This is a genomic window from Methylobacterium sp. Leaf94 (assembly GCF_001426045.1).
Lineage (GTDB): Bacteria > Pseudomonadota > Alphaproteobacteria > Rhizobiales > Beijerinckiaceae > Methylobacterium.
Genome location: NZ_LMRM01000034.1, coordinates 209,881 through 236,591 on the forward strand (window position 1 = coordinate 209,881; position 26,711 = coordinate 236,591).

The following is a 26,711-nucleotide window of genomic DNA, read 5'->3' on the forward strand; positions in this document are numbered from 1 at the left end:
TCCCCCTCTCACCGAAGCCGCCGGCTCCCCGGGCCAAGCCGAGTCCCCGGGCCAAGCCGAGACCCCGGGCCAAGCCGAGACCTCGGCCAGATCCACCGGTCCCGCCCTGGCCGCGCCCGGCGCGGTCGTCGCCATCCCGGTGCGCAACGAGGCCGAGCGCATCGCGGCCTGCCTGCGCGCGATCGACGCCCAGACGGGGATCCCGCCGGGGAGTCTCGGCGTCGTGCTGTTTCTCAACAACTGCACCGACGCCACCGAGGCGATCGTGGCCGATCTCGCGCCGCGGATGTCGGTGCCGGTCCGGGTCACCCACGTCACGTATGCCGGCGCCCATGCGGGCTGGGCCCGGCGCGAGGCGATGAACCGGGCGGCCGACTGGCTCGGCGGGGACGGCATGATCCTCTCGACCGACGCCGACAGCCGGGTTCCGTCGGACTGGGTCGCACGCAACCGGGCCGCCCTCGACCGGGGCGCCGACGCGGTGGCCGGCCGCATCGCGCTCGATTCGGACGAGCGCGCCCTGCTGCCGCCCTCCCTGCACTGGCGCGGCGAGCGGGAGGACCTCTACAGCGACCTCCTCACCGAGGCGGAGGCGCGCATCGACCCCGATCCGCACGATCCCTGGCCCTGCCACCGCACCACCATCGGCGCCACCCTGAGCGTCAGCCTCGCGGCCTACCGGGCGGTGGGGGGCATGCCGGCGATCGCGCTCGGCGAAGACGGCGCGTTCGTGGCGCTGCTGCTCGCGCAGGGGCTGCATGTCCGGCACGACCCGGCCATCCTGGTCACGGTCTCGGGGCGCCTCGTGGGCCGGGCCCCGGGCGGCGTCGCCGACACCATCCGGGCGCGCTGCGAGAAGCCCGACAGCCTGTGCGACGCCCGCCTCGAACCGGTGCCGCGGGCGCTCTTCCGCTACGCCTGGCGGCGGCGCCTGCGCCGCCTGCACGCGGCGGGCCGGCTCGGCACCGAGCGTGGCTGGGCCCGGGCCCTGCGGATCACCGAGGCGGATGCCGTCCGCGTCGCGGCCCATCCCCTGGCGGGCCACGCGGTGGCCGAGGCCGAGCGCGCCAGTCCGCGCCTCGTCCACCGGCCGCTCGGGCCTCGGCAGCTGCCCGGCCAGATCCGGCTGGCCCGGGCGGTGCTCCCGGCGGTGCGCCTGGTCACCCGGTTCCTGGGCTGAGATGCGCCTCCCCGATCGGCGCATGCCCTCAGGGAGCGTTCAGCCCGGGGTCGCTAGATCGAGCGCCACTTCCGAAGGGATGCAGCCATGACACACAAGGCCATGACGTCAAAGACCATCAGGACCGCGATTCTCGCCCTCGCCACCGCGGCGACGCTCGGCACCGGCCTCGGTGCTTTCGAAGCGCGGGCGCAGTATTACGGCGACGACGATCGTCCCCATCGCTTCGAGCGCCGCTACGACGAGGATCGCTACGAGCGCCGGCGCTACGACGAGGACCGGTACGACCGGCGCCCCCATGGCTACGGCGGCGGATTCGGACGCCTCTGCCTGACCCAGCGTGGCAACTGCATCACCCGCCCGCAGCCCTACGGCTCGCGCTGCGGCTGCGACATTCCCGGTTTCGGTCGCAAGCACGGCGAGATCGGCGGCTGATCCGACCCGCCCGCCGCCCGGAGCGGGCGGCGGGCGGGTCCCGTCAACTGCGGACGCGGGTGATCTCGGCGCCGCAGCGGGCAAGCTTGGCCTCCAGGGCCTCGAAGCCGCGGTCGAGGTGGTAGACCCGGTTGATGCTGGTCTCGCCCTCGGCCGCCAGGCCCGCGATGACGAGGGAGACGGAGGCGCGGAGGTCCGTGGCCATCACGGGCGCGCCCTTCAGGCGCTCGACGCCCTCGACGATGGCGAGGTCGCCCTCGAGCCGGATCCGGGCGCCGAGGCGGGCCAACTCCTGCACGTGCATGAAGCGGTTCTCGAAGATCGTCTCGCGGATGTTGGACTGGCCCTTGGCCAGCGTCATCAGCGCCATGAACTGCGCCTGCAGGTCGGTGGGGAAGCCGGGGAACGGGTCGGTGGTGATGTCGACCGCGGCGATGCCCCCGCCGTTGCGGCGGATGCGGATGGTATCGGTGCCCGTGGTGATCTCGGCGCCCGTGGTCGCCAGCACGTCGAGGGCCGCGTGCAGCAGGTCCGCGCGGGTGTTCTCCAGGGTCACGTCGCCGCCGGTCATGGCCACCGCCATGGCGTAGGTGCCGGTCTCGATGCGGTCGGGCAGCACGTCGTGGCGGGCGCCGTGCAGGCGCGAGACGCCCTCGACGGTGATGCGCGGCGTACCGGCCCCCTCGATGCGGGCGCCCATCTTGGTGAGGCAGGCGGCGAGATCGACGACCTCGGGCTCGCGGGCGGCGTTCTCGATCAGGGTCGAGCCGTTGGCCAGGGCCGCCCCCATCAGCGCCACGTGGGTGCCCCCCACCGTCACCTTGGGGAAGTGGATCTCGCCCCCGCGCAGGCCGTTCTTGGCCTTCGCGACGACGTAGCCGCCATCGACCTCGACGGTGGCGCCGAGGCGCTCCAGCGCCATCAGCAGCAGGTCGACCGGGCGCGTCCCGATGGCGCAGCCGCCGGGCATCGAGACCCGGGCCTCGCCGAAGCGGGCGAGCAGCGGCGCGATCACCCAGAAGCTCGCCCGCATGGTCGAGACCAGTTCGTAGGGCGCCGTGGTGTCGATGACGTTGGAGGCGGTGAGGCGGATGGTCTGGCCGGTCTCGGTGGTCTGGCCCGGGCGCTTGCCCACCACCATGTGGTCGACGCCGTGATTGCCGAGGATGCGCAGCAGCGCGTTGATGTCGGCGAGCCGCGGCACGTTGCCGAGTTCCAGGGTCTCGCCGGTCATCAGGCTGGCGATCATCAGGGGCAGCGCGGCGTTCTTGGCGCCCGAAATCGGGATCACGCCGTGCAGCGGGCGGCCGCCGATGATGTTGATGCGGTCCATCGTCTCTACAACCTTGCCTAAAATCTTGCCCGCCGGGGGCGCAGGCCGCGCCGCGGGCCGGAGAAATCGAACGTGAAACCTGGCGGGACGCGAGCCGCCCCCGTGGAAACAGCACCGTTATAGCCAAGTTTTGTCGAAAAGGAGGTTCGGGGCGCCCGATTAGGCTTCGCCGCCGGATCCGGGTGTTTCGTCGGGTCCGGAGCCGAGCGAACGCCCGCGCACCTGTGCCTTGCGACGGCGCAGGTTGTCGCGCAGGGCAGCCTTCAGGCGCTCGGCCCGCTGCTCGGCGGCGCTCTTGGGCGGCGCCTTGGCGGAGGTTTCGGGAGACCCCTTCCCGTGGGGTCCGGTCTCGTCGTCCGTCATGGCGCGGAAATCGGGTCAGGCTGGGATCGGTTGCGGCGGCGATCCGGTTTCAGGGCTCGCATGGTCCCGGCGCGTTCCATGGTCTCAATCGGGTTCCAGGGTCTTATCGGGTTCGAAATCTTGTCGGGTTCGAGATCTTGTCGGGTTCTAAGGTCTCGTCGGATTCATCTGACGAAGGGTCGGAGCCGGCACGGCCCGCGCGACCCATCGTCGCCACGTCACCGTGTCGGCTTTGCAGGCCCTGGTCGATGGATGCAAAGCAGGAATGCGGATGTCGACTTGAACCAATTCCAAGTTCACCTGTATCGTCGCCATCGCGTCGGGGAAACCCGAACGTCGGGGAAACCCGCGTCAGGACGAGCATCGTCAGCAACTCCTTCACGGAGTCGGCGCCACGCTCGTCAACGAGACCGATTGCATCAAGGGCCCCCCGCACGAGGGTCCGCGTGGAAACGATCCCGCCAGAGGCCGCGATCCCACCGCCGGCCCCTCAGCCCAAGCGTGAAGGACGGATGCCCGTGAACCGCATGCCCGCGACGATCAAGATCAGCGACACCAAGCAGGGAACGGGCCAGGGAGCGGGCTGCGAGGCCAAGTCTGTGGGATCCATCGGTCAGGGCCGGACCGACTACGAGGCGCATTTCCGCACGGCCCTGGATCGCCTGCACGGCGAACGTCGCTACCGGGTGTTCGCCGATATCGAGCGCATCGCCGGCCGCTTCCCGACCGCGCATTGGCGCAAGCCCGACGGCGGCACCTCCGAGATCACCGTCTGGTGCTCGAACGACTACCTCGGCATGGGCCAGCATCCGGACGTGGTCGGCGCCATGACCCGCACGGCGGCCCGCTGCGGCGTCGGCGCCGGCGGCACCCGCAACATCGCCGGCAACAATTCGCCGCTGGTCGACCTGGAGCGGGAGCTCGCCGACCTGCACGGCAAGGAGGCCGGCCTCGTCTTCACCTCGGGCTACGTCTCGAACCAAGCCGGCATCTCGACGATCGCCAAGCTGATCCCGAACTGCCTGATCCTATCGGACGCCTTCAACCACAACTCGATGATCGAGGGCGTACGCCATTCCGGTTGCGAGAAGCGGGTGTTCCGCCACAACGACCTGGCCCATCTCGAGGAGCTTCTGATCGCGGCGGGCGACCGCCCGAAGCTGATCGCCTTCGAGAGCGTCTATTCCATGGACGGCGACGTCTCCGACATCGGCGCGATCTGCGATCTCGCCGACCGGTACGGCGCCCTGACCTACCTCGACGAGGTCCACGCGGTCGGCCTCTACGGGCCGCGCGGCGGCGGCATCTCCGAGCGCGACGGGGTGATGCACCGGGTCGACGTGATCGAGGGTACGCTGGCCAAGGGCTTCGGCTGCGTCGGCGGCTACATCACGGGGTCCGCGGTCCTGTGCGACGCGGTCCGCAGCCACGCCCCGGGCTTCATCTTCACCACCGCCCTGCCGCCGGCCATCGCCGCCGCCGCCATCGCTTCGGTGCGCTACCTCAAGCGCTCGAACGCCGAGCGCGAGGCGCACCAGCGCCAGGCCGCCCGCACCAAGGCCGCCCTGGAGGCCGCCGGCCTGCCGGTGCTGCACACCGACACCCACATCGTGCCCGTGATGGTGGGCGACGCCGAGCTGTGCAAGGCGGCGGCCGACCACCTGCTGGAGCATCACGGCATCTACATCCAGCCGATCAACTACCCCACCGTCCCGCGCGGCACCGAGCGCCTGCGGATCACGCCATCGCCCTTCCACGACGATGTCCGCATCGCCAAGCTGACGGCCGCGCTCGCCGAGACCTGGGACACCCTCGATCTCCCGCGCGCCGGGACGGTGTTCGTCGAGGCGGCCGAGTAGCCGGCCTCGCTTCAGTTCAGGCGCCAGATCGCGCCGGTGAGCACGGTCGCGAAGCCGACCCAGGCGGCGTAGGGCACCAGCAAGCCCGCCGCCGCCCGGTCGAAGCGCCAGGACAGGCGGATCGTCCAGAGGATCATCACCCACATCGCGGCCGAGACCACCAGGGCCGCCCCGAGGGCGTGCGCGGCGAAGAAGGTCGGGGTCCAGGCGGCGTTGAGGGCGAGCTGCACCGCGAAGGCGACCAGTGCCAGCCTCCACGCCCCCTGGCTCGGACCCGTGCGCGGCTTCACCCCGAGGAGCCGGAAGGCCGAGAGCGCGATCATCCCGTAGAGGATCGTCCAGGCCACGGGGAACGCCCAGTTCGGCGGGTTGAAGGCCGGTTTCGTCAGCCCGGCATACCATCCGTCGATGTTCGGGCCGGTGGCGGACGAGCCGAGCACGGCCGTCAGCACCACCGGCAGGATCGCCGCCGCCAGCCGCCCGGGCAGGGCCAGGGCGGGCGCGGTGGGAATGTGGATCGGCGACGAGGCGGGCGCACGGGACATGACGAACGGGATTCCTTGCCTTGGGCGAGATTTCTCTCACCTTTAGAGGGAGAGGACGCCGCGCCTGCGGGTCCGTGCACCGGTCGGCGCGGGCCGGTCAACAGAACCCTGACGGACGAACACGCCCCATGTCGGAACCGAACGCACCGAAGCCGCCTTCGGATGCTGCGCCCGCGTTCGCGAAGCGCAGTCTCGCCGCCCAGGCCCTGGGCCATGTCGACCCGATGACGCGGGCCGTGGTGGCACCCCTGCACGTGGCGACCACCTTCCTGCGCGATCCCGACAACGGCTACAGCTCGGGCTTCTCCTACGCGCGCCCCGACAACGCCACCGTGCGGGAGGCGGAGGCCGTGCTGGCGATGCTGGAGGACGCGGCGGCCGGCGCCCTGCTCTTCGGCTCCGGCATGGCGGCGGCCACCGCCGTCTTCACGGCCCTGGAGCCCGGCGACCACGTGGTGGCGCCCCGGGTGATGTACTGGGGCCTGAAGCGCTGGCTCAACGCCGAGATGCCGCGCCGGCGGATCGCGGTCGATTTCGTCGACATGGACGACCTGCCCGCCCTGGAACGGGCGATCCGGCCCGGCACCACGACGCTCGTCTGGATCGAGACCCCCGGCAACCCGCTCTGGACGGTCACCGACATCGCCGAGGCCGCCCGCCTCGCGCACGCGGCGGGCGCCCGTCTCGCCGTCGATTCCACCGCCGCCTCCCCGATCCACACCCGGCCGCTGACGCTCGGCGCCGACATCGTGATGCACTCGGCCACCAAGATCCTGAACGGCCATTCCGACGTGGTGGCGGGGGTGCTCGCCGGGGCCCGGGCGGACGCGTTCTGGGAGCGCCTCGCGGCGATCCGCTCGGGCGGCGGGGCCATCCTCGGCCCGTTCGAGGCCTACCTGCTGATGCGCTCGCTGCGCACCCTTCCGCTGCGGGCGGCGGCGCAGGCCGCCAGCGCGGCCGAACTCGCCCGCCGCCTCCAGGCGCATCCGAACGTCTCGCGCGTCCTCTATCCCGGCCTGCCGGACGATCCCGGCCATGCGGTGGCGGCCCGGCAGATGCAGGGCGGCTTCGGCTTCATGCTGTCGATCCGGGTGCGGGACGGCGAGGCGGCGGCGATTGCCGCGGCGGCGCGGGTTCGGCTGTGGAAGCGGGCGACGTCGCTCGGCGGCGTCGAGAGCCTGATCGAGCACCGGGCCTCGGTGGAGGGGCCGGATTCCCCGTGCCCGCCGGATCTCCTGCGGCTGTCCACGGGGATCGAGGCGGTGGACGACCTGTTCGCCGACCTCGACGCCGCCCTGCGGGACGCGTGAATTTTCGCGTGGTGCGGGGAAGGGGCCTCGCGCGTTGGTGGGCAGGATCATCGCGAGAGACCGCCCGACCATGCCGAAGCCTGCCCTGCTCACCGGAGCCCTCGCGCTCCTCCTCTTCGGCGTGCCCGCCCGTGCCGACAGCGGGCCGCCCGAGCTGAACATCGAGAAGACCTGCCAGTCGGCGGCCTCGGCGAGCGTCAGCGACAATGCCAGCCAGGAAGGTTGCCTGCGCTCCGAGCGTGCCTCGCACGACGAGGTCAAGCGCCGCTGGAACGAGTTCACCCCCGCCGCCAAGCGCCAGTGCGAGAAGCAGTTCGAGGCCGGCGGCTTCCCGTCCTACGTCGAGATGGTGACCTGCCTCGAACTGGCGAGCGGCACCGGCCTGCCGAGGCAGGCCGACGATTCCCGCGCCGGCAAGGGCACCGGCAGCGCCACCAAGGAGCCGAGTCCGGCCCAGCGCACCGACCCGATCAAGGTGCTCGAGAAGCAGTGACGCGGGTCCGGGCCGGACGACTCGCGGGGCGGACGTCGTCCCGGTTCAGCTCGAGGAGGCCGGCACCTCGTCGGCGAGCCAGGTCGGCTCGGCCCGACCACGGCCGGCCTCGGCTGCCCCGCCGCGGCTCTGCGCCAGGGCGGTGAGCTCCGGCGCGCGGGCGGTGTCGTCCACGGTCAGGAACAGGCGCCGGGTCTGCGAGATCCGGCCGAGGCGGGCGCTGCTCGTCAGCACGCTCTGGGCCGGGCTCGACAGCAGGCCGAGCGCCACCGGAGCCATCCAGAGGGCGAGCCAGGGATCGCCGGCGAAGGCGAGGCCGCCCGCCAGCAGGGCGCCCGCCACGAGGGTGTCGACCTGGAGCCGGCAGGCCTCGGCCCACGGCACGCGGCGGTCGTCGCGCACCTGCGTGTCCCAGCGCACGACGCGCCCCACGAAGGTGGTGGCGACGGCGCCCGCCGCGAATAGCGTCATCACCGGCCAGAGCAGGACCCAGATCGCCTGTTCGAGGACGGCGCTCTTCAGGAGCGCGGCGGTGCCGCCGAAGGCCGCGCGGCGTTCGGCCGAAGCCAGCACGTGGCCGAGGCTGAGGAGCTTCGGCACGGCCAGGATCGTGACCACCAGGGTGGCGAGGGCGTGGGCGGCGGCGCCCGTGCCGGTCAGGCCGTAGCCGAGCAGGCCGAGATCGCCGGTCCGTGCCGCCTGGAGCGTGCCGAGGGCGAGGAACAGCACCCAGAGCGGGCAGGCCACGTAGGACAGGATGCCGACGGCGAGGTGCCAGCGGCTGGCGGGGCGCAGGCCCGGCATGGCGGTGACGCGCAGGTGCTGCATGTTGCCCTGGCACCAGCGGCGTTCGCGCCCGAGGAGGTCGACGAGGTTCGTCGGCATCTCTTCCCAGGTGCCGCCCATCTCCGGCAGCAGGCGAACCTCCCAGCCGGCCCGGCGCAGGAGCGCGCCCTCGACGATGTCGTGGCACAGGATCTCGCCGCCCAAGGGGGCCTTGCCGGGCAGCACGGGCAACGCGGCATTGTTGGCGAAGGCCGCGACGCGCACGATGGCGTTGTGGCCCCAATAGCTGCCGTCCGGCCCCTGCCAGGTCTCCAGGCAGCGGATCGCCAGCGGCGCGTAGAGCCGCACGGCGAATTGCTGGATGCGGGCGAACAGGGTGTCGCGCCCGGTGGCGTAGGACACGGTCTGGATCAGCCCGACCCGGGGGTTCTCCTCCATCAGCCGGGCGAGGCGGCGCATGGCGCTGCCGGTCATCAGGCTGTCGGCGTCGAGCACGATCATGAAGTCGTATTCGGGCCCGTAGGTCTTGCAGAACTCCGCGATGTTGCCCGCCTTGCGGCCGGCATTGTCCCGGCGGCGCCGGTAGCGGATGCGCGGCAGGCCGGGGCCGTGCTGGCGGGTCCAGGCCTCGATCCGCGCGAATTCATGCTCCTCGATCGCCGCGATGGCCCCGTCCCGCGTGTCGGAGAGAACGAAGATGTCGATGTCGCCGCCGTCGCCCCCGGCCCGCTGCAGCGAGCGCGCCATGACGCGCAGCGCCGCGAACACCGCCACGGCGTCCTCCGCGTGGATCGCCACCACGGCCGCCGTCCGGCTCAGGCCCGAGGCCTCCGCCGGCACGGTGAGGGAGCGTCGCTCCAGGGCGGATTTCGCCCGGTCGCCGAAAGCCGTGGCGACGAGGCCGTAGACGTATTGCCAGGCCACGAAGGCCTGCCAGGTCATCACGAGGGCGAACAGCCCGAGCACCGCCCCGCCGAGGAGGCCGGACGGCGTTCCATAGGCGCCGAGCGCCAGGGCGGCGACGAGAGCGCCCAGGGCGAGGGGCGGGAGAGCCAGCAGCAGCCGGCGGGCCAGGACCGCGGCGGAGAAGGAACCGCGCGCCTCGGGTGAGAATTCCAGCGGACCCGGGATTTCAGCCGCCGGGGCGTCGTGCGACAACCTGTGGGACATGGGGCGCGGGAAACTCGAAGGAGGGGACACCGTGATCCCTCGACCGGGCGGGCCGGCGAAAGGGAACAGATGCGCGATGGCGAGGGTCTCGAGGGACGCGGACAGACCGAGTCCTTCTCGCGGCGGCAGACCCTTCGGACCACGCTCAGCGTGGCCGTCGGGATGGTCCTGCCTACTGCACACGATCTGAATGCGGGCCGAACGCGCGCGGCGGCTCCCGATCCCCTATCATTCGAGGTCGTGAAGGCGAAGGCGCGGGCGCTCGCGGCGCACCCCTACCAGGCTCAGCCGGACGATCTGCCGCCGCCCCTCGCCGCCCTGTCCTACGATGGCTACCGCGCCATCACCTTCCGGCCGGAGGCGAGCCTGCCGCTGGGCCGCCGCTTCTCGGCCCAGCTGTTCCATCGGGGCTTCCTGCAGCGCAAGCGCGTCGTCCTGTACCGGCAGCCGCGCAACGGTCCGGCCCAGCAGATCCCCTACGCCCCCGACCTGTTCGACCTCGGACCGGACCTGAAGGGGCAGAGCTTTCCCTCCGACCTCGGCTTTGCGGGCTTCCGGCTGCATCATGCCTTCCAGGTCGACCGGCCGGCGGACCAGGAGGAATTCCTCGTCTTCCTCGGCGCCTCCTACTTCCGGCTGCGCGGGTTCGGCCAGGAGTACGGGCTCTCGGCCCGCGGCGCCGCCCTGCGCACCGGGGGACCGGGCGCGGAGGAATTCCCGGACTTCACCGCCTTCTGGATCTGCGAGCCGGAGGCCGACGCCCGCACCATCGAGATCTGGGCCCTGCTCGATTCCCCGAGCCTCGCCGGGGCCTACCGCTTCCGCGTGGCGCCGGGCGACCCCTCGGTGATGCATGTCGAGGCGTCCCTGTATCCCCGCACCGCCCTGGAGCATCTCGGGCTCGCCCCCCTCACCAGCATGTTCCTGCACGGGGCGAACGGGCCCGGCGCGCGGAGCGCCGCGCCCTTCGACGACTTCCGTCCGCAGGTGCATGATTCCGACGGGCTGGCGGTGGTGACCCGGGGCGAACGGCTGTGGCGGCCCCTGGTCAACGGCCGGGCGCAGCCGCAGATCTCGGCCTTCGGCGTCGACCCGCTGGAGGGCTTCGGCCTGCTCCAGCGCGTCCGCGACTTTCCCGCCTATCTCGACGTGCAGGCCCGGCACGAGGCGCGGCCCGGACTCTGGATCACGCCGGAAGCGGGGTTCGGGGCCGGCGCGGTCCGGCTCTTCGAGATCCCGTCGCGCGAGGAGTACATGGACAACATCGTGGCGGCCTTCGTGCCCGGTGCGCCCCTGCCGGCCGGGACCGAGCGAGCCGTGTCCTACACCCTCACGACGGTCGGGGCGGAGCCGGCGACGGTCGTGCCCGGCACCCTCGGTCGGGTCGTCTCCACACGGGTGGGTTCGGCCGAGCGCCTGCGCCCGACCACGCCGCCCAGCCCGGATCGTCGCCTCTACGTCATCGATTTCGCGGGGCCGGGCCTGCCGGCCGACCGCGGGGCGGACCTGGCCGCCGACGCGTCCGCCAGCGCCGGCACGATGGTCGACCCGGTGGTGGAGTTCGTGCCCCAGACCGGCGGCTGGCGGCTCTACGTCGAGTGGCGGCCGCCGACGCCGCTGCCGGCGGGCGACGTGATCCTGCGCGCCCGCCTCGTCCGGGACGGCCGGGCCGTAACGGAGACCTGGGACGCGGTCGCCTGACGATCCGCCCATACGATCTGGCCATGCCGGCGGTGGGTTTGACCTCCCGGCGGCCGGCCCTGTAGACACCCGGCCCCACCCGGAGACGCCTCATGGCCGCCATCAACACGAGTCTCGCCGCCGAACTCGGCGTCGCGGAATGGCAGGTGAAGGCCGCGGTCGACCTGCTCGACGGCGGTGCGACGGTGCCGTTCATCGCGCGCTACCGCAAGGAGGTCACCGGCACTCTCGACGACGCGCAGCTGCGCACCCTGGAGGAGCGCCTCGCCTACCTGCGCGATCTGGAGGCCCGCCGGGCGGCGGTGCTGGAGGCGATCGAGGCCCAGGGCAAGCTCGAGGCCGGGCTGAAGGCGCGGATCCTCGCGGCCGACACCAAGGCCCGGCTGGAGGACCTCTACCTGCCCTTCAAGCTGAAGCGGCGGACGAAGGCGCAGATCGCCCGCGAAGCCGGGCTCGCCCCCCTCGCCGAGGCTCTGCTGGCCCGGCCCGACCAGTCTCCCGAGGCGGCTGCCCGGGCCTACGTGGACGCGGGCAAGGGCGTCGCCGACGTCGAGGCCGCCCTGGAGGGTGCGCGCGCCATCCTGATCGAGCGCTTCGGCGAGGACCCGGAGCTGGTCGGTTCGCTCCGCGAGACCCGCTGGCAGCGGGGCCGGATGGTCGCCACGGTGAAGCCCGGCAAGGCGGCGTCCGGCGAGAAGTTCTCGGATTACTTCGACTTCTCGGAAGCCCTCGCGAAGCTGCCCTCGCACCGCATCCTCGCCCTGTTCCGCGGCGAGAAGGAAGAGGTGCTCGACCTCGCCATCGCCGACGCGGTGGGCGAGGAGCCTGCCAAGGGCCAGCCCGGTTCGCAGGAACTGCGCATCGCCAAGACCTTCGGCATCCGCGACCAGGGCCGACCCGGCGACGCCTTCCTGATGGAGACGGTGCGGCGGACCTGGCGCACCCGCCTGAAGCCCGCCACGGACACGGACCTGCGCGCCCGGCTCTGGGCCGTGGCGGAGGCCGGCGCGGTCACGGTCTTCGCCGGCAACCTGCGCGACCTCCTGCTCGCGGCCCCGGCCGGGGCGCGCCCGACCCTCGGGCTCGACCCGGGCTTCCGCACCGGCGTGAAGGTCGCGGTGGTCGACGCCACCGGCAAGGTGGTGGCCACCGACACGATCTACCCGCACGAGCCGCGCCGCGACTGGAACGGCGCCCTGATCGCTCTTGCCAAGCTCTGCCGGACGCACAAGGTGGAGCTCGTCGCCATCGGCAACGGGACCGCCTCGCGGGAGACCGACAAGCTCGCCGCCGAACTCATCGCCAAGCAGCCCGAGCTGAAACTGACCAAGGTGATGGTCTCGGAGGCCGGCGCCTCGGTCTACTCGGCCTCGGCCTATGCCAGCGCGGAGCTGCCCGAGCTCGACGTCTCGATCCGCGGCGCGGTCTCCATCGCCCGGCGCCTGCAGGACCCCCTGGCCGAGCTCGTCAAGATCGAACCGAAGGCGATCGGCGTCGGCCAGTACCAGCACGATCTGGCCGAGGAGAAGCTGGCGCGCTCCCTCGACGCGGTGGTGGAGGATTGCGTGAACGGCGTCGGGGTCGACGTGAACACCGCCTCGGCGCCGCTGCTGGCCCGGGTCTCGGGCCTCACCGCGCGGGTGGCCTCCAACATCATCGGCCACCGGGACGCCCACGGCCCGTTCCGCAGCCGCGCCGGCCTGAAGAAGGTGGCGGGGCTCGGGCCCAAGGCCTACGAACTCGCCGCCGGCTTCCTGCGCATCCGCGGTGGGACCGATCCCCTCGACGCTTCGGGCGTGCACCCGGAGGCCTACCCGGTGGTGCGCCGGATCCTTACCGCCACCGGCCAGCCGATCCAGGCGTTGATCGGCAACACGGGCGCCCTGCGCAGCCTGGACCCGAAGGTCTTCACCGACGCGACCTTCGGCCTGCCCACCGTCACCGACATCCTGTCGGAACTGGAGAAGCCGGGCCGCGACCCGCGCCCGGCCTTCCGGACCGCGACCTTCCAGGAGGGGGTCGAGAAGATCGCCGACCTGAAGCCCGGCATGCGCCTGGAGGGTGTCGTCACCAACGTGGCGGCCTTCGGCGCCTTCGTGGATGTCGGGGTTCACCAGGACGGCCTGGTGCATATCTCGATGCTGGCCGACCGGTTCGTGAAGGACCCCCGCGAGGTGGTGAAGCCCGGCGACGTCGTGCAGGTCCGGGTGCTCGAGGTCGATCCCAACCGCAAGCGCATCGCCCTCACGATGCGCTCGGACGAGGCCGGCGCGCCGCGTCCCGCCGCCCGCCGCGAGGCGCCGCCCGCTCCGGCTCCGGCCGCGAGACCGGCACTGCGGGCCAATCCGGCGCCGGCGCCCGAGGCCGGCGGCGCCCTGGCCGAGGCTCTGCGGCGCGCGGCCCTCGCCAAGGGAATGCCGAAGCGCTGAGCGCCCCGTCCTCGCCCGGCGGGTGCCGATGGCGCGCCGCCGGGGACGGGCTCACGGGGACACGTTCAGTGGAAGAACGGCAGCGCGTGCGGCGCGTAGAGGCCGAAGCCCAGCAAGGCCAGGCCGGCGACGCCCAGGAGTCCGCCGCCGACCACCAGGGCGAAGATGCCGGTGATGACCTCCGCCGAGGCGAGCACGATGCCGATCTGGAAGGCGGCCGAGGCGATCTCGTAATGGTGGTAGCGGTGCAGGGCGAGGTCGCGCACCTCCTGCGAGTGCCGCGCCTTCTCGGCCAGTTCCTTGCGCCCCTCGCCGGTGGCGGGCTCGCTGTCCCAGCGTGCCATGGTCTTGGCCCACTCGGCGCGCTTGGCCTTCACGGCCTCGGCATTCGCCACCTCCGGCGGCAGCAGCGCCAGGGTCTCGTCGGCGGTCTTGAGGACCGTGCCCCGGATGGTGCGGGCCTGGAAGTAGGCCCACTGGTTGGAGGCCTCGACATTGGCCCCGAGGGCGTCGGTCTGCGCGCCCTTGGCCAGGGTCTCGGCCAGCGCCAGGAACAGCGCCAGCACCGAGATCAGCAGCGCGACGCGCTTGTTCGAACCGCTGCCCGCCCCGTGACCACCCGACATGCTGCCTCCTCCTGATTTGGACGGCGGCAGTCACACCCGATCGCGTCGGCGAGCGCAAGACGCTTTCCCGTCAGTCCGGAAACCCACGCTAGTTCGGAAACACGTGGCCGCCGATGATCCGCAGGCCCACGGGGCTGCCGGCGGCGAAGCGGTTGGTGTCGGCGGCCTCCACCACCACGGTCTTGCCCTCGGGCCGGTCGACCTCGATGCGCTGACGCCCCTGCGTCCGGTAGGACGAGCGCACGACGCCCTGGAGATGGGCCTGATCGCCCTCGGCGAACTGGAGCTGCCAGGGCCGGGCATAGAGCTTGACCGGACCGACGAGGCCATCGGGGGCCCGCACCGGCGTCAGGCGGCCGTCGACGCGGACCTCGCCGCCCTGCGCGATCGCCTCGACCTCGATGGTGTCGCCGAGGAACTTCAGCACGGTGGCGGAGACCGGCGCCTCCTGGACCTCGTCCGGAGTGCCGACCTGCTCCAGACGGCCCTTGTCCAGCACCGCGACACGGTCGGAGAGCTCCAGGGCCTCGTCCTGGTCGTGGGTCACGAAGATCGTGGTCTGGCCGGTGCGGTCGTGGATCTCGCGCAGCCAGCGGCGCAGGTCCTTGCGCACCTGGGCGTCGAGGGCGCCGAACGGCTCGTCGAGCAGGAGGACGCGCGGCTCCACCGCGAGCGCCCGGGCCAGCGCGATGCGCTGCCGCTGTCCGCCGGAGAGCTGGCTTGGATAGCGGTCGGCGAAGCCGGAGAGCTTGATGAGGTCGAGGAGGTCGCCGACCCGGCGCTTGATCTCGGCCTTGGCCGGGCGCTCGGACCGCTTCCGGGCGTTGAGTCCGTAGGCGATGTTCTCGGCGACACTCATGTGTTTGAAGAGGGCGTAGTGCTGGAACACGAAGCCCACCGCGCGCTGCTGCACGGGGAGCCGGGTCGCGTCCTCGGCCCCGAACACGATGCGGCCCGCATCGGGGAAATCGAGGCCGGCGATGATGCGCAGCAGCGTGGTCTTGCCCGAGCCCGAGGGGCCGAGCAGCGCCAGCAACTCGCCCGCCCGCACGTCGAGAGAGAAGTCGTGCAGGACCGCGGCCGTGTCGAACGTCTTCGACAGCGCCTCGACCCGGATGGCGGTGGAGCCGCCCACCCGCTCAGTGGCCCCGGGCGCCCGCGGCGATCTCGTCGGCGTAGCGCCATTCGAGGAGGGATTTGACGCAGAGGGTGACGAGGGCGAGGCCGGCCAGGAGGGAGGCGACGGCGAAAGCGGCAACGAAGTTGTACTCATTGTAGAGAATCTCCACGTGGAGCGGCAGCGTGTTGGTGAGGCCCCGGATGTGGCCGGAGACCACCGAGACCGCGCCGAACTCGCCCATCGCGCGGGCATTGCAGAGGAGCACGCTGTAGAGGAGGCCCCAGCGGATGTTGGGCAGCGTCACCGTCCGGAAGGCGTGCCAGCCGGACGCCCCGAGGGTCAGCGCCGCCTCCTCCTCCGCCGTGCCCTGCTCCTGCATCAGCGGGATGAGCTGGCGGGCGACGAACGGGAAGGTGACGAAGATGGTCGCCAGCACGATGCCCGGTACGGCGAAGATGACCTGGACGTCGTGATCGAGCAGCCACGGGCCGAGGATGCCCTGCGCCCCGAAGACCAGCACGTAGATCAGGCCCGAGACTACCGGCGAGACCGAGAACGGCAGGTCGATCAGGGTGACGAGCAGGTTCTTGCCCCAGAACTCGAACTTGGCGACGGCCCAGGAGGCCATGATCCCGAAGACGAGGTTGAACGGCACCGCGATGGCGGCGGTCAGCAGCGTCAGCCGGATCGCCGCGTGGGCGTCGGCCTCGGTGAAGGCGGCGAGGTAGGCGGTAAAACCCTTGGCGAAGGCCTGCGCGAACACGGTGAGGAGCGGCAGCACCAGGAACAGCGCCAGGAACAGGATCGCGACGGCGATCAGCAGCCAGCGGATCCAGCGCCCCTCGGTGACGACGCTGGCCGGACGCGCCTCGGCGAGGGCGACGGGGGCGAAGGTCTCAGACATAGCCGAATCTCCGCCGGCTCCAGGCCTGGATCAGGTTGATGGCGAGGAGGGTGAGGAACGAGATGCCCAGCATGATCGTGGCGATGGCGCAGGCGCCGCCGTAATCGTACTCGGACAGCTTGATGACGATGAGGAGCGGCGCGATCTCGGAAACGTAGGGCAGGTTGCCGGCGATGAAGATGATCGAGCCGTACTCGCCGACCCCGCGGGCGAAGGCGAGGGCGAAGCCCGTGAGCACCGCCGGGATCAGCGGCGGCAGCACCACCCGCACCAGGGTGTGGACGCGCCCCGCACCGAGGGTGGCGGAGGCCTCCTCGATCTCCTTGTCGATCTCGGCGATCAGCGGCTGCACCGTGCGCACTGCGAAGGGCAGGCCGATGAACACCATGGCGATGTAGATGCCCACGGGCGTGTAGGCCGCCTCGATGCCGATCCGCGCCAGCTGCGCGCCGACGAGGCCGTTGGGGGCGTAGAGGGCGGCCAGGGCGATGCCGGCCACGGCGGTGGGGAGCGCGAAGGGCAGGTCCACCACCGCGTCGACGATCTTGCGGCCGGGAAACCGGTAGCGCGTCAGCACCCAGGCGATGAGGAAGCCGAACACCGAGGCCGTCAGCGCCGCCAGGAGGGAGACGCCGAAGCTGACGCGCAGGGCGCTGGCCACGCGTGGATCGGTGGCGACCTCCCAGATGCCCGCGAAGCCGAGGCCGGAGGCGCGCGTCACCAGAGCGGCCAGTGGCAGCAGCACGATCAGGCCGAGGCAGGTCAGGGTGTAGCCGAAGGCGAGCCCGAAACCGGGGATCACGCTCGGACGGAGGAAGCGGCGCTTCGCACGGGTTGGCGGGTTGGCGCGCGGGGGCGGGGCCATGGTGGTGTCCTGCTCAGGTCTCGGGCCCCGCCCGGGTAAGCGCGGGGATCGGGGAGCGCCGGGTCAGCGCCCCGCCTTGCTCAGCTGGTCGAACAGGCCCCCGTTGTCGAAATTCTTCTTCTGGATCTCGTCCCAGTCGCCCTGCAGATCCTCGATCTTGAACAGCTTCAGCTCGGGCAACTGCGCCAGGTCCTCGGGCTTGGCCGCCGCGCGGTTGAGCGGGCGGTAATGGTGCTTGGCGAAGATGGCCTGCGCCCGATCGGAATAGAGGAACTGAAGATAAGCCTCGGCCTGTTTGCGGGTTCCCTTCTTGTCGACGTTGACGTCGACCAGGGCGACCGGGGGCTCGGCGTAGATGGAGGTCGGCGGCACCACCACATCGAACTTGTCGCGGCCGAACTCCTCGAACACGAGGTAGGCCTCGTTCTCCCAGGTGGGCAGCACGTCGCCGAGGCCGCGCTGCGCGAAGGTCACGGTGGAGCCGCGGGCGCCGGTGTCGAGGACCGGGACGTTCTTGTAGACCGCCCCCACGAAGGCGTTGGCCTTGTCGGCGTCCTTGCCCTCCTTCTCGTAGGCGTAGCCCCAGGCTGCGAGGAAGTTCCAGCGACCGCCGGCGGAGGTCTTCGGGTTCGGGGTGATGACCTTGATGTCGGGTTTCACGAGGTCGCCCCAGTCCGTCACGCCCTTCGGGTTGCCCTTGCGCACGAGGAACACCACGGTCGAGGTGTAGGGCAGGCCCTGGTTCGGCAGCTTCGTCCGCCAATCGGGGACGATCTTCTTCGAGATCCGGCTGATCGCGTCGATGTCGGACGGGATGCCGAGGGTCACCACATCGGCCGGAATGCCGTCGATCACCGTGCGGGCCTGCGAGCCCGAGCCGCCATGTGCGGCGCGCACGGTCAGGGTCTCGCCGGTCTTGGCCTTCCACTCCTCGGAGAAAGCCGCGTTGATCTCGCGATAGAGCTCGCGAGTCGGATCGTAGGAGACGTTGAGGAGCTCGGTCTGGGCGCAGGCCAGGGTCGGCGCGAGCAGGGCCGCGGCGAGGCCGGCGCCGAGCAGGACTGCATGGCGGCGGGTGCGGCCGGTGGTCCGGGAAGAAGTCTCGCTCACGGGGGTCTCCGAATCTGGCTCGCGCAGCCGGAGCGGAGGCATCCGCATCGCGACCCCGGCGGTGCTGGTTTCGTTCGTTTTAACGAACGTTGTCAAGCGTTGGGCCTGGGTCGAATAAGCCGGTATGGGTCCCTTCGTTCCCCGGAGACCCCCCGATAGAAAGCGAATTTACCTCGGGGGAGAACAGGATACTCCCTTGGTTCTCCACGGAAGAAGAAACTGCTGGTCGCACCGGGTTCTATAGAAAGGACATTTCCATCATTCTTCGAAGCTGGTCGGGTGTCCTGCGCCGGGGGGAGGCGATCGCCGCGATCGGTTGGCTTCACCGCGGAAGAAGGGTGCCCGGTGCCCGCCCCCTCGAGGATGAGGTCGGGGGCGCGGCCCACCCGGCCGAGGCCACGCCGAACACCCCGCAGGCGGGAGCCTCGGGGCATCGGGGACCGCCTCAGGGCAGGATCCCGGCTACCGCTGGCGGCTGGCGGGAATGTGAGGGTGGCTGAGGAATGGGGCGCGCCGGCCTCAGGCTACGGCGCGGAACGCTCAGTCCGCCGCGACGGCGATGAGCGAGAACAGGGACGCCAGCAGGATGTTGCCGACAACGACGAGGGCGAGCGTGATCATGGAACTGCTTCGTGTGAGAGCGCGGCGGAGTGCGCGTGCTCATCGGATCAACGCACCACTAGCGATCCCGGCGTGAACCGTCCGTGAATTCACGCACATGCGAGGGCAACATTGGGAAACGCGGTAAACGGGCCACACCCGGGGCTCAGCGCTTACCCTTGCCGAGCCGGGCGAGCAGCGCCTCGAGCCGTGCGCTCGGCGGATCGGCCACGATCTCGGCGTAGAAGGAGCGAAGGGTGTGCCCGAGATGGCGGCGGACGCTGGGGCCAAGCGTCGGCGTGGCGGGCCGCACCCCATCGGCTCCGGACGAATATTCGCTTCGGGTCTTGGGCATGACTCGGACCCCGGCCTTCGCATCCCGCGCTGCGCACGAGGCAGGGCGGTCGAAGCGTGACAGTGGCACCGATCGGTTAAGGATACGCTGACGCCGCGATGGGTCCGGCGAGCCGGCGTTGCAAGCGCCGCAAGACTTATCAAAGGTTGTCAAGCGCATAGGATAAAATCGCAGGGCTAAAAAAAACCTCTGCCGGCGCCCTTCGGCGGAAATGGCGACCGGCCAAAGACTTGGCCGTTCAAGGGCGGTTCGGGTCGATGGTGAAACGGCTAACGGAGGGTTTCCGGTGATGGACGAATCCGTCCGGATTCGCTTACAACATCCAAGCTCACGGCGCCGCAGAGTGGTTGTTTCTCGAACTCCCGCAACCAATAACGGGAATTATAACCGGCATGCAGAATATTACCATTACTGATCGAGAACGTGATGCTGTATTAGCCGCGCTTCGCTATTATCAATTCTATCGTTTGCAGGGGCATCCCTTCAGCCCGCATCAGGATCACTTGATTGATGCTATTGCGAGCGATTCCGGGGAAGCTCTTGATCTGGCAGAGATCGATGATCTCTGCGCCGGCCTGAACGGAAACGACCACGCTCTCGCGGCCGTCACCAGCGCCTGAAATCCGTAGGCAGGTGGGGCGGATGCCGTCGCCGCCCCCGATGCACCCCAACCCGTAAGACCCGCGCCGGCCCCTGATGACGGGGCCAGCGCTCCCCCGGGCCCCATGGCCGGGGCCCGCGCCTCAGGGCGCGCCGTCCACTTGCTTCTGCGCCCGATCGACCGCTTCGCCGCAGGCCTTGGCATCGCCCTTCTTGTCGGCCGTGCGCGCCTCGTCGAGGGCCACCTTCGCCTGCATCGCCTTGTCGCCGCCCTCTCCGGCCTCCGCCGACTTCTCGGGGGCCGCGGCCTCGGCCGAGGCGCTGCCGCCGCTTCCCGTGATGCCCTGACCGCTGCGCGCGCTGGCCGTGGCCTTGCCGCTGGTGTTGGCGGAGATCGCCTCCTTGGCCAGATCCTTCACTGGTCCCTCGAGCTTGGCGATGCGATCGCCGCAGGGCGAGGCGAGGGCGGGCGCCGCACCCGCTGCGAGGAGACCGGCGGCGAGACACCCGGCAACGGGCCACAGGGAACGGGTCATCGATTGCTGTCCTTGATTCGGAAGGTGGGGTCGACTCGACCGAGGCCGCCTCCGTCGGAGGGTCAACCCCCGGGAGCGAGGCCGGGCTCCCTTGGCGGGGCGGGAAAACCGCCGGCGGGAACACGGTTCGCCGACCCGAGGCGGAATCGGCACGAGCGTGCGTGGGCGTCCGGACGCCTTCGCCTCCGCCAGGGTGCGGTCGGATCCGATGGGGCCGGATATGAGACGGGGCGCAGGACGGCACGAATCCGCCCTGCGCCCCGAACCCTCCCGGAACCCGGGAGGGCGATGCCCGATCAGGCGCTCAGCTGGTCGCGAATCGGCAGCTGCCGGATGCGCCGGCCGGTGGCGGCGAAGATCGCGTTGGCGATCGCCGGAGCCACGGGCGGAACGCCGGGCTCGCCGACCCCGCCGAGGGGACGGCTGTAGTCCGGGTTCGGTAGCAGGTGGACATGGATCTCCTTCGGCGCCGCATCGATGCGGGTGATCTCGTAGCCGTCGAAGTTGTTCTGCTGCGCGCGTCCGTCCTTGAAGGTGATCTCGGCCGTGAGCGCGAGGCCCATGCCCATGACGACCGCGCCCTCCATCTGCGAACGGATCCGCTCCGGATTGACCTGCGGTCCGCAATCGATGGCGATGTCGACGCGCTTGACCTGCACCTCGCCCTTGGGGCCGACCGCCACCTCCGCCGCCACCGCCGTGTGGGTGACGAAGCTGTAGTGGCCAGCGATCCCAAGGCCGGTGCCCTTCTCCATCTTGCGACCCCAGCCGATGCCCTTGGCTGCCGCCTCGATCACGCGGCGCAGGCGCCCCGTATCGATCGGGTAGCGGGCGGGATCCTCGCCGTAGTTCCAGACGTCGCTGATGCTGGTCGGGTCGATGAGCCGGTCAGGACCGATCAACGCGAGCAGGTACTCCTTCGGGTCACGTCCCGCCGCGTGGGCGAGTTCGGACACGAAGGACTGGATCGCGAAGGCGTGCGGGATGTTGGAGACCGAGCGGAACCAGCCGATGCGCACGTGGGCATCCGCCGCCGGGTTCTCAAGACGGATGTTGGGCACGGCGAACGGCGTGTTGGTCAGGCCCATGCCGAGCTCGAACGGCAGCTCGTGCTTCGGGTCGGGGGCGAAGATCGATCCGATGGTGGGCGCCGCCGAGCGGTGCAGCCAGGCGACCGGCATGCCCTTGTCGTCGAGCCCGGCCTCCAGGCGCTCCACCGAGATGGTGTGGTAGTAACCGTGGTGGAGGTCGTCCTCGCGGGTCCAGATCAGCTTGACCGGCGCCCCGTCCACGGCCTGGCTGCACAGGGCCGCTTCCAGCACGTAGTCGGGCTTCGACTTGCGGCCGAAGCCGCCGCCGAGCAGCGTCACGTTCACCTTCACCTTGTCGGCAGGCAGGTTCAGCTTCTTGGCGAGGCGATCATGCGTCGCCTGGGGCGCCTGGGTATTGGCCCAGGCCTCGCAGAACCCGTCCTTGATCCGCACGGTGGCCGCCGGCGGCTCCATCGGGGCCTGGACGAGGTGGGGCACGAAGTACTCCGCCTCGAGCTTCGTCTTGGCCTTGGCCATGGCCCCGGCGACGTCGCCCTGGTCGCGCACGACCTTACCCGGCGCGCGCGCCGCCTTCTCCAGCTCGCCCCGGAAGGCGACGGAATCGTAGGTGGCGTTCGGGCCGTCGTCCCAGGTGATCTTGAGGGCCTCGCGGGCCTTCATCGCCGCCCAGGTGTTCTTGGCCACCACGGCGACGCCGCCGACGGGCTGGAACTCGGACGGAATCTCGGGCGCGTCGATGGTGAAGATCTTGACCACGCCCGCGACCTTCATGGCCTCGGAATCGTCGACGCTCTTGACCTTGCCGCCGTAGACGGGCGGGCGGGCGATGAGGGCGTAGAGCATCCCGTCGAGGCGGGTGTCGATGCCGTACATCGCCTTGCCGACGGTGAAGTCGTGGTTGTCGATGAGGCCGATCTTGCCCTTGCCGATGTAGCGGAAGGCGTCCTGCTTCTTCAGCACGACGCTCTCGCGGGCCGGCACCGGCAATTCGGCGGCTGCGGCCGCGACCTCGCCGTAACCGAGGCTGCGCTTCGACTTGGCGTGGGTGACGATCGAGTTCTCGGCCTTCACCTCGCTCGCCGGCACGCCCCACTGCTTGGCGGCGGCCTGGACCAGCATGGCGCGGGCCGCGGCACCGGCATGGCGCAGGTGCGGGAAGAAGTGGCGGAGCGAGCGCGAGCCGTCGGTGTCCTGGTTGCCGAAGCGGGCCTCGTCACCCCAGGCCTGGGCGACCTTCACCTTGGACCAGTCGGCCTCGAGCTCGTCGGCCACCACCAGGGCGATCGAGGTGCGCACGCCCTGGCCCATCTCGGAGCGATGGCAGGTCACCGTCACGGTGCCGTCGGACGCGATGGCGACGAAGACCTTCGGGTCGTCCTGCCAGCCATGCGGCATGGCATCGGCGCCGTATTTCTTGGGCTCGTCCTTCTTGTCCTCGGCCTGGGCCGGGTCACGCCAGGACAGGGCGAGCACCAGGGCGCCCATGCCGCCGAGCATCGCGCGGCGGCTGACATTGGCGAGGGCGCTCGGACCGGGCACGGTCTCCACGGGTGCAACGTCGGCCGGCGCGGTGGCGCGGGCCGCCATGGTTTGAGCTTCGTGGATCACAGGCGCTCTCCCTTGTTCACGGCGGGCTTCTGGCCCGCGGCCTGGTGGATCGCGGCGCGGATGCGGGGGTAGGTGCCGCAACGGCACAGGTTCCCGCTCATGGCCTCGTCGATCTGCGCGTCGGTGGGCTTCGGGGTCTCGGTGAGGAGGGAGGCGGCCTGCATCATCTGCCCGCACTGGCAGTAGCCGCACTGCGCCACGTTGAGGTCGCGCCAGGCAACCTGAACCGGATGGTTGCCGTCGGGGGACAGGCCCTCAATGGTGACGACGGCCTGCCCCTCGGCGGCCGAGACGGGGGTGACGCAGCCGCGCACGGCCGTTCCGCCCACATGGATGGTGCAGGCGCCGCAGAGGGCCTGCCCACAGCCGAACTTGGTTCCGGTGAGCCCGACCTCGTCGCGCAGGTACCACAGCAGCGGCATGTCGGGATCGCCGTCGAAGCTGCGTTCAGCTCCGTTCACGGTCAGTTTGATCATCGGTGTATCCTGTCATGGATCAGGCCACGGGCCGGTCGGGATCGGCGTCACGCCAATCCATCAACCGGCGGGAAGCCGTCGGGGTCACATGTCGGGCGTTGGCACGGTCGACGTGGCGTCGCCGTCCACATCGAAAGGTCCTGAGATGCGGCGGCGGATCCGGCCTCTCCGATCGGGAGAGCCGTCGCAGCGCACGAAGCCCCCACGCCCCGCACCTCGGAATGAATCCAATTAAACGTCCGGGCTGTTGCGGCGCAACCGGAGGCTGGCCCCGTCATCCGTCCCCGGACGGGCGATGCGGCCTCCATGTGCCGTTGCGCACGGGGCGAAGCCGGACGGGTGGTCCGGATCGCCGGGTCGCACGTTGCTTTTGCCGGCTTCCACGCAAATCCCAACCGGTGACGGTCGGCCCTCCCGGCTCTCGCGTCTCGCGGTTCAGGTCTCGACCAGGCCGGCGCTCGACCCGCTCGCGCCGGAATCGCCGGCCCCGTGCGGCAGGGCGAGGTATTCCGAGGAGCGCATCTCGATCAGGCGGGAGACCGTGCGGTCGAATTCGAAGGCCTCGCGCCCCTCGGTGGCGGTGTAGAGGGCCTGGGGCTCGGCCGCTGCCGAGGCGACGAGCTTCACGTGAGCGTCGTAGAGGGTGTCCACCAGGGTGATGAAGCGCTTGGCCTCGTTGCGGTTGTCCGGCCCCATCACGGGGATGTCCGAGACGATCACCGTGTGGAAGGCGCGGGCCACCGCCATGTAGTCGGAGGCGCCGAGCGGCTGGGCGCAGAGGTCGGCGAAGCCGAAGCGGGCAACGCCGCCGGTCTCCTCGGGTACCGGCACATCGTGCCCCTTCACCCGCAGGGTCGCGGGCCGGCCCTTGGCCTTGCCGGTGAGGCCCTTGAACGCAGCCGCCAGGGCCGCCGCCGCCGTGCCGTCCGCGGGCACGTGATAGACCGAGGCGCCCCCGAGCTTCTCCAGCCGGAAATCGGTGCGGGAATCGAGGCGCAGCACCTCCACCCGATCCTGCAGTTCGGCGACGAAGGGCAGGAACAGGGCGCGGTTCAGGCCGCCCTCGTAGAGCCGGTCGGGCTCGACGTTGGAGGTCGCCACCACCGTGACGCCGCGCTTGAACAGGGCGCCGAACAGGCGGCCGAGGATCATCGCGTCGGCGATGTCGGTGACGGTGAACTCGTCGAAGCAGAGCAGCGTCGCCTCGTCGGCCAGGGCATCGGCCACCACCGGGATCGGGTCGTCGCCCTTGGCGGTGCCAGCCTTCAGGGCCTGGCGATGGGCGTGGATGCGCTCGTGCGCGTCGGCGAGGAAGCCGTGGAAGTGCACCCGGCGCTTCGGTTCGGGGGCGGCCTCGTGGAAGAGGTCCATCAGCATGGTCTTGCCCCGTCCCACCGAGCCCCAGATGTAGAGCCCCTTGGGCGTCGTCGCGGCATCGTCCCGGCGGCCGAACAGCCAGCCGAGCGCGCTGCCCTTGCGGGCGCGCTTGCGGCGGCCGAGCTCCAGCACCAGGCGGTCGAGGGCGCGCACCAAGTGGATCTGCGCCGGGTCGCGCTCGATGGCCGCGGTGCGGACCAGGGCTTCGTAGCGGTCGGAGACCGGACCGGGGGACACGGCGCCGGCCTTGGCCTGGCTCGACGGCGCGAGGCCCGAGGAGGAGGGGGCGTTCACGGTGTGGGCGACCTGTTCGCGGAGGAAGGGGATCGGGCGGCCGGTGGATCTGCCGGTCTGACGCGGCCACCCCGCGGGATCAAGCCCCGGATCCGGTTCCGGCGCCGGACGCGCGGCAGCCGGTCGCTTTGCTGCATTGCACAAATGTGGCAGCGATGCCAGATCTGATCCGCCTTGAGGGAGGCTACGCCCGGAACCGGCACGTCCTGCGCGCCCCGAAACCGGAGACCGGCACCCGATGCCCGATACGCATCCGACCCTTCAACCGATCCTCCGCCGCCTGTGGCCCAACGATGGCCCGGCGGTGGAATCCTACTTCCTGCGGCTCGACCCGGAGACCCGGGCCAACCGCTTCATGGGCGCGCTGAGCGACGCGGCCGCGCTCACCTATGCGCGCAACGCCCTGAGCGCCGAGGGCCTGATGTTCGGCTGCTTCGTCGACGGCACCCTGCGGGGGCTCGGCGAGTTGCGTCCCACCTCCGCGCCGCCGCCCGGTTTCGTCCTCGGGACCGAGGCGGAGGCCGCCTTCGCGGTGGAGAAGGCTTATCGCCGCCATGGCCTCGGCCAAGCCCTGTTCCGGCGGATCGCCGCCGCGGCCCGCAACCGCGGCGTGCGCGACCTGCACGTGCGCTGCCTTGCCTGGAACCGGCCCATGCGGGGCCTCGCCGCCAAGGTCGGCGCGGACCTGCGCATCACCGGCGGCGAGGCGGACGGCGCCCTGCATCTCGCCCGGCCGACCCCCGTCTCCCTGTGGCAGGAGGGCGTCACCGAGGCGGTGGATTTCACCCTCGCCCTCACGGCGGCGTGAGTCCGGCTTTGCCGCACGGGGTCCGGGAGGTATCGTGGCCGGTATGACGCCGCCCGGACGAGTTCCCCCCGCCCGGGTTCGGCCAGGGGGCACCATGATGGATCTTTCGCGGCGGAGCCTGTCCGTCCTCCTCGCCTGCACGGCTCTCCTGCCGGGCGCGGCCCTGGCCCAGACCGATGCCCAGGCCCGTCCCGACACCCGCGCGATGACCTGCGCCGAAGCCGCGGCCCTGGTGGCCCGGGCCGGCGCCGTCGTGATGAGTACGGGGCCGGCGACCTACGCGCGCTTCGTGCGCGACGGCGGGTTCTGCCCGCTGCCGGAAACCACCCTGCCGTCCTGGGAGACAACCCGGGACGATCCCAAGTGCTTCGTCGGCTATACCTGTCGCGACAAGTTCAACGAGGGCCAGGGCCGGGACTGAGGTCCGGGGGCATTCCGTCGCCTGACGCCGACCTGCGCCCGCGCTTACGGCCACGCTGCCTTGTTGCCGCCCCGCCCTCTGCCGATGGTCGCCGCCGGGACCCGCCCCGGGAGAGGACGGGCTCGCCGACGAGGGGCCCAGCATGGACCGGACCGAGACCACCCGCCCGCTGAGCCGGCCGGCCGAAGCGCGCCTCGAGCGTTCCGTGGCCGATGCCCTGCGCATCATCAGGGCCGCCTGCGCCGAGCGGAACGAAGCCCCCGTCAAGGCTGCCCGGCGCCAGCTCGCCGCGATCTACGGCGCGACCCGCCTCAGCCGGCAGCGCGAGCGCCGGAGTGCCTCGGCCTGAGCTCCC

Annotated in this window: 25 protein-coding genes; 11 read left to right on the plus strand and 14 right to left on the minus strand. The window is 71.1% G+C overall.

Annotation, left to right across the window (positions count from 1 at the left end; all coding sequences use genetic code 11):
- Positions 1–106 precede the first annotated feature (106 nt).
- A complete protein-coding gene (locus tag ASG63_RS16490) occupies positions 107–1,180 on the plus strand; it encodes a glycosyltransferase (protein WP_056219462.1) in 1,074 nt (357 codons plus the stop codon).
- Positions 1,181–1,282: 102 nt separating this feature from the next.
- Positions 1,283–1,615, plus strand: a complete 333-nt coding sequence (locus ASG63_RS16495) for a hypothetical protein (RefSeq protein WP_056219465.1) — start codon at positions 1,283–1,285, stop codon at positions 1,613–1,615.
- Between the two features lie 43 nt (positions 1,616–1,658).
- Here the strand turns inward: ASG63_RS16495 and murA are convergent, their stop codons facing one another.
- Entirely contained in the window at positions 1,659–2,948 is a 1,290-nt protein-coding gene (gene murA, locus ASG63_RS16500) for a UDP-N-acetylglucosamine 1-carboxyvinyltransferase (RefSeq protein WP_056218613.1), read from the minus strand.
- Between the two features lie 159 nt (positions 2,949–3,107).
- Positions 3,108–3,311 (minus strand): hypothetical protein, encoded by a 204-nt coding sequence (locus ASG63_RS16505; protein WP_056218618.1) that lies wholly within the window; start codon positions 3,309–3,311, stop codon positions 3,108–3,110.
- Positions 3,312–3,823: 512 nt separating this feature from the next.
- Between ASG63_RS16505 and hemA the strand changes: the two genes are divergently transcribed.
- On the plus strand, positions 3,824–5,170 hold the full coding sequence (gene hemA / locus ASG63_RS16510) for a 5-aminolevulinate synthase (RefSeq protein ID WP_056218621.1): 1,347 nt from the start codon (positions 3,824–3,826) through the stop codon (positions 5,168–5,170).
- Positions 5,171–5,181: 11 nt separating this feature from the next.
- On the opposite strand, the gene ASG63_RS16515 is transcribed toward hemA, so the two are convergent.
- On the minus strand, positions 5,182–5,715 hold the full coding sequence (locus tag ASG63_RS16515) for a TspO/MBR family protein (RefSeq protein WP_056218624.1): 534 nt from the start codon (positions 5,713–5,715) through the stop codon (positions 5,182–5,184).
- A 128-nt stretch (positions 5,716–5,843) separates the two neighbouring features.
- Here ASG63_RS16515 and ASG63_RS16520 point away from each other — a divergent pair, with 128 nt between their 5' ends.
- Positions 5,844–7,025: a trans-sulfuration enzyme family protein gene (locus ASG63_RS16520; protein ID WP_056218628.1), complete on the plus strand. Its 1,182-nt coding sequence runs from the start codon at positions 5,844–5,846 to the stop codon at positions 7,023–7,025.
- A 70-nt stretch (positions 7,026–7,095) separates the two neighbouring features.
- Positions 7,096–7,518: a hypothetical protein gene (locus tag ASG63_RS16525; RefSeq protein WP_056218631.1), complete on the plus strand. Its 423-nt coding sequence runs from the start codon at positions 7,096–7,098 to the stop codon at positions 7,516–7,518.
- Between the two features lie 45 nt (positions 7,519–7,563).
- Here the strand turns inward: ASG63_RS16525 and mdoH are convergent, their stop codons facing one another.
- A complete protein-coding gene (mdoH, locus tag ASG63_RS16530) occupies positions 7,564–9,474 on the minus strand; it encodes a glucans biosynthesis glucosyltransferase MdoH (protein WP_082559350.1) in 1,911 nt (636 codons plus the stop codon).
- Positions 9,475–9,543: 69 nt separating this feature from the next.
- Between mdoH and ASG63_RS16535 the strand changes: the two genes are divergently transcribed.
- Positions 9,544–11,175 (plus strand): glucan biosynthesis protein, encoded by a 1,632-nt coding sequence (locus ASG63_RS16535; RefSeq protein ID WP_443189803.1) that lies wholly within the window; start codon positions 9,544–9,546, stop codon positions 11,173–11,175.
- Positions 11,176–11,267: 92 nt separating this feature from the next.
- Positions 11,268–13,604 (plus strand): Tex family protein, encoded by a 2,337-nt coding sequence (locus ASG63_RS16540; RefSeq protein WP_056218634.1) that lies wholly within the window; start codon positions 11,268–11,270, stop codon positions 13,602–13,604.
- Positions 13,605–13,669: 65 nt separating this feature from the next.
- Here the strand turns inward: ASG63_RS16540 and ASG63_RS16545 are convergent, their stop codons facing one another.
- The 6 genes from ASG63_RS16545 to ASG63_RS16570 all read right to left on the minus strand — a co-directional run bounded on the left by ASG63_RS16545 (position 13,670) and on the right by ASG63_RS16570 (position 19,184).
- Positions 13,670–14,230, minus strand: a complete 561-nt coding sequence (locus ASG63_RS16545) for a DUF4337 domain-containing protein (RefSeq protein ID WP_056218638.1) — start codon at positions 14,228–14,230, stop codon at positions 13,670–13,672.
- 88 nt (positions 14,231–14,318) lie between these two features.
- Complete coding sequence (locus ASG63_RS16550) at positions 14,319–15,365, minus strand: sulfate/molybdate ABC transporter ATP-binding protein (protein ID WP_056218641.1); 1,047 nt, start codon at positions 15,363–15,365, stop codon at positions 14,319–14,321.
- 4 nt (positions 15,366–15,369) lie between these two features.
- Positions 15,370–16,254 carry a sulfate ABC transporter permease subunit CysW gene (gene cysW / locus ASG63_RS16555; RefSeq protein ID WP_056218643.1) on the minus strand — a complete coding sequence of 295 codons (885 nt, stop codon included), beginning with the start codon at positions 16,252–16,254 and terminating at the stop codon, positions 15,370–15,372.
- A complete protein-coding gene (gene cysT / locus ASG63_RS16560; RefSeq protein WP_056218645.1) occupies positions 16,247–17,119 on the minus strand; it encodes a sulfate ABC transporter permease subunit CysT in 873 nt (290 codons plus the stop codon). Before cysT ends, cysW begins: the two co-directional genes overlap by 8 nt.
- A gap of 63 nt (positions 17,120–17,182) precedes the next feature.
- The gene (locus ASG63_RS16565; protein WP_056219474.1) at positions 17,183–18,229 is read right to left on the minus strand and encodes a sulfate ABC transporter substrate-binding protein; all 1,047 of its coding nucleotides are present in this window, start codon (positions 18,227–18,229) and stop codon (positions 17,183–17,185) included.
- Between the two features lie 766 nt (positions 18,230–18,995).
- Positions 18,996–19,184: a hypothetical protein gene (locus ASG63_RS16570; RefSeq protein ID WP_056218648.1), complete on the minus strand. Its 189-nt coding sequence runs from the start codon at positions 19,182–19,184 to the stop codon at positions 18,996–18,998.
- 392 nt (positions 19,185–19,576) lie between these two features.
- Between ASG63_RS16570 and ASG63_RS24475 the strand changes: the two genes are divergently transcribed.
- Positions 19,577–19,804, plus strand: coding sequence for a hypothetical protein (locus ASG63_RS24475; RefSeq protein ID WP_082487457.1), 228 nt, complete (start codon positions 19,577–19,579; stop codon positions 19,802–19,804).
- A gap of 123 nt (positions 19,805–19,927) precedes the next feature.
- Here the strand turns inward: ASG63_RS24475 and ASG63_RS16575 are convergent, their stop codons facing one another.
- The 4 genes from ASG63_RS16575 to zapE form a co-directional block, all read right to left on the minus strand.
- Positions 19,928–20,320 (minus strand): hypothetical protein, encoded by a 393-nt coding sequence (locus ASG63_RS16575; RefSeq protein ID WP_056218650.1) that lies wholly within the window; start codon positions 20,318–20,320, stop codon positions 19,928–19,930.
- A 296-nt stretch (positions 20,321–20,616) separates the two neighbouring features.
- Entirely contained in the window at positions 20,617–22,980 is a 2,364-nt protein-coding gene (locus tag ASG63_RS16580) for a xanthine dehydrogenase family protein molybdopterin-binding subunit (protein WP_056218652.1), read from the minus strand.
- Positions 22,977–23,456 carry a (2Fe-2S)-binding protein gene (locus tag ASG63_RS16585; RefSeq protein ID WP_056218655.1) on the minus strand — a complete coding sequence of 160 codons (480 nt, stop codon included), beginning with the start codon at positions 23,454–23,456 and terminating at the stop codon, positions 22,977–22,979. The genes ASG63_RS16580 and ASG63_RS16585 overlap by 4 nt, the downstream gene beginning before the upstream one ends.
- A 435-nt stretch (positions 23,457–23,891) precedes the next feature.
- Entirely contained in the window at positions 23,892–25,070 is a 1,179-nt protein-coding gene (gene zapE, locus ASG63_RS16590; RefSeq protein ID WP_056219477.1) for a cell division protein ZapE, read from the minus strand.
- 295 nt (positions 25,071–25,365) lie between these two features.
- Between zapE and ASG63_RS16595 the strand changes: the two genes are divergently transcribed.
- From ASG63_RS16595 to ASG63_RS16605, 3 genes are all read left to right on the plus strand, one after another.
- The gene (locus ASG63_RS16595) at positions 25,366–25,935 is read left to right on the plus strand and encodes a GNAT family N-acetyltransferase (RefSeq protein ID WP_056218658.1); all 570 of its coding nucleotides are present in this window, start codon (positions 25,366–25,368) and stop codon (positions 25,933–25,935) included.
- Positions 25,936–26,029: 94 nt separating this feature from the next.
- Positions 26,030–26,356 (plus strand): hypothetical protein, encoded by a 327-nt coding sequence (locus ASG63_RS16600; RefSeq protein ID WP_244479942.1) that lies wholly within the window; start codon positions 26,030–26,032, stop codon positions 26,354–26,356.
- 142 nt (positions 26,357–26,498) lie between these two features.
- The gene (locus ASG63_RS16605) at positions 26,499–26,705 is read left to right on the plus strand and encodes a hypothetical protein (protein ID WP_056218660.1); all 207 of its coding nucleotides are present in this window, start codon (positions 26,499–26,501) and stop codon (positions 26,703–26,705) included.
- Positions 26,706–26,711: the final 6 nt, after the last annotated feature.

Bases quoted from the DNA above. Each gene is read 5' to 3' on its own strand.
- mdoH (WP_082559350.1), bottom strand. From the start codon at position 9,474: ATGTCCCACAGGTTGTCGCACGACGCCCCGGCGGCTGAAATCCCGGGT.
- ASG63_RS16570 (WP_056218648.1), bottom strand. From the start codon at position 19,184: ATGCCCAAGACCCGAAGCGAATATTCGTCCGGAGCCGATGGGGTGCGG.
- ASG63_RS16525 (WP_056218631.1), top strand. From the start codon at position 7,096: ATGCCGAAGCCTGCCCTGCTCACCGGAGCCCTCGCGCTCCTCCTCTTC.
- cysT (WP_056218645.1), bottom strand. From the start codon at position 17,119: ATGGCCCCGCCCCCGCGCGCCAACCCGCCAACCCGTGCGAAGCGCCGC.
- ASG63_RS16495 (WP_056219465.1), top strand. From the start codon at position 1,283: ATGACGTCAAAGACCATCAGGACCGCGATTCTCGCCCTCGCCACCGCG.
- ASG63_RS16595 (WP_056218658.1), top strand. From the start codon at position 25,366: ATGCCCGATACGCATCCGACCCTTCAACCGATCCTCCGCCGCCTGTGG.
- ASG63_RS16515 (WP_056218624.1), bottom strand. From the start codon at position 5,715: ATGTCCCGTGCGCCCGCCTCGTCGCCGATCCACATTCCCACCGCGCCC.
- ASG63_RS16505 (WP_056218618.1), bottom strand. From the start codon at position 3,311: ATGACGGACGACGAGACCGGACCCCACGGGAAGGGGTCTCCCGAAACC.
- ASG63_RS16605 (WP_056218660.1), top strand. From the start codon at position 26,499: ATGGACCGGACCGAGACCACCCGCCCGCTGAGCCGGCCGGCCGAAGCG.
- ASG63_RS16575 (WP_056218650.1), bottom strand. From the start codon at position 20,320: ATGACCCGTTCCCTGTGGCCCGTTGCCGGGTGTCTCGCCGCCGGTCTC.
- hemA (WP_056218621.1), top strand. From the start codon at position 3,824: ATGCCCGTGAACCGCATGCCCGCGACGATCAAGATCAGCGACACCAAG.
- ASG63_RS24475 (WP_082487457.1), top strand. From the start codon at position 19,577: ATGCAGAATATTACCATTACTGATCGAGAACGTGATGCTGTATTAGCC.
- ASG63_RS16540 (WP_056218634.1), top strand. From the start codon at position 11,268: ATGGCCGCCATCAACACGAGTCTCGCCGCCGAACTCGGCGTCGCGGAA.
- murA (WP_056218613.1), bottom strand. From the start codon at position 2,948: ATGGACCGCATCAACATCATCGGCGGCCGCCCGCTGCACGGCGTGATC.
- ASG63_RS16600 (WP_244479942.1), top strand. From the start codon at position 26,030: ATGATGGATCTTTCGCGGCGGAGCCTGTCCGTCCTCCTCGCCTGCACG.
- ASG63_RS16520 (WP_056218628.1), top strand. From the start codon at position 5,844: ATGTCGGAACCGAACGCACCGAAGCCGCCTTCGGATGCTGCGCCCGCG.
- cysW (WP_056218643.1), bottom strand. From the start codon at position 16,254: ATGTCTGAGACCTTCGCCCCCGTCGCCCTCGCCGAGGCGCGTCCGGCC.
- ASG63_RS16585 (WP_056218655.1), bottom strand. From the start codon at position 23,456: ATGATCAAACTGACCGTGAACGGAGCTGAACGCAGCTTCGACGGCGAT.
- ASG63_RS16535 (WP_443189803.1), top strand. From the start codon at position 9,544: ATGCGCGATGGCGAGGGTCTCGAGGGACGCGGACAGACCGAGTCCTTC.
- ASG63_RS16545 (WP_056218638.1), bottom strand. From the start codon at position 14,230: ATGTCGGGTGGTCACGGGGCGGGCAGCGGTTCGAACAAGCGCGTCGCG.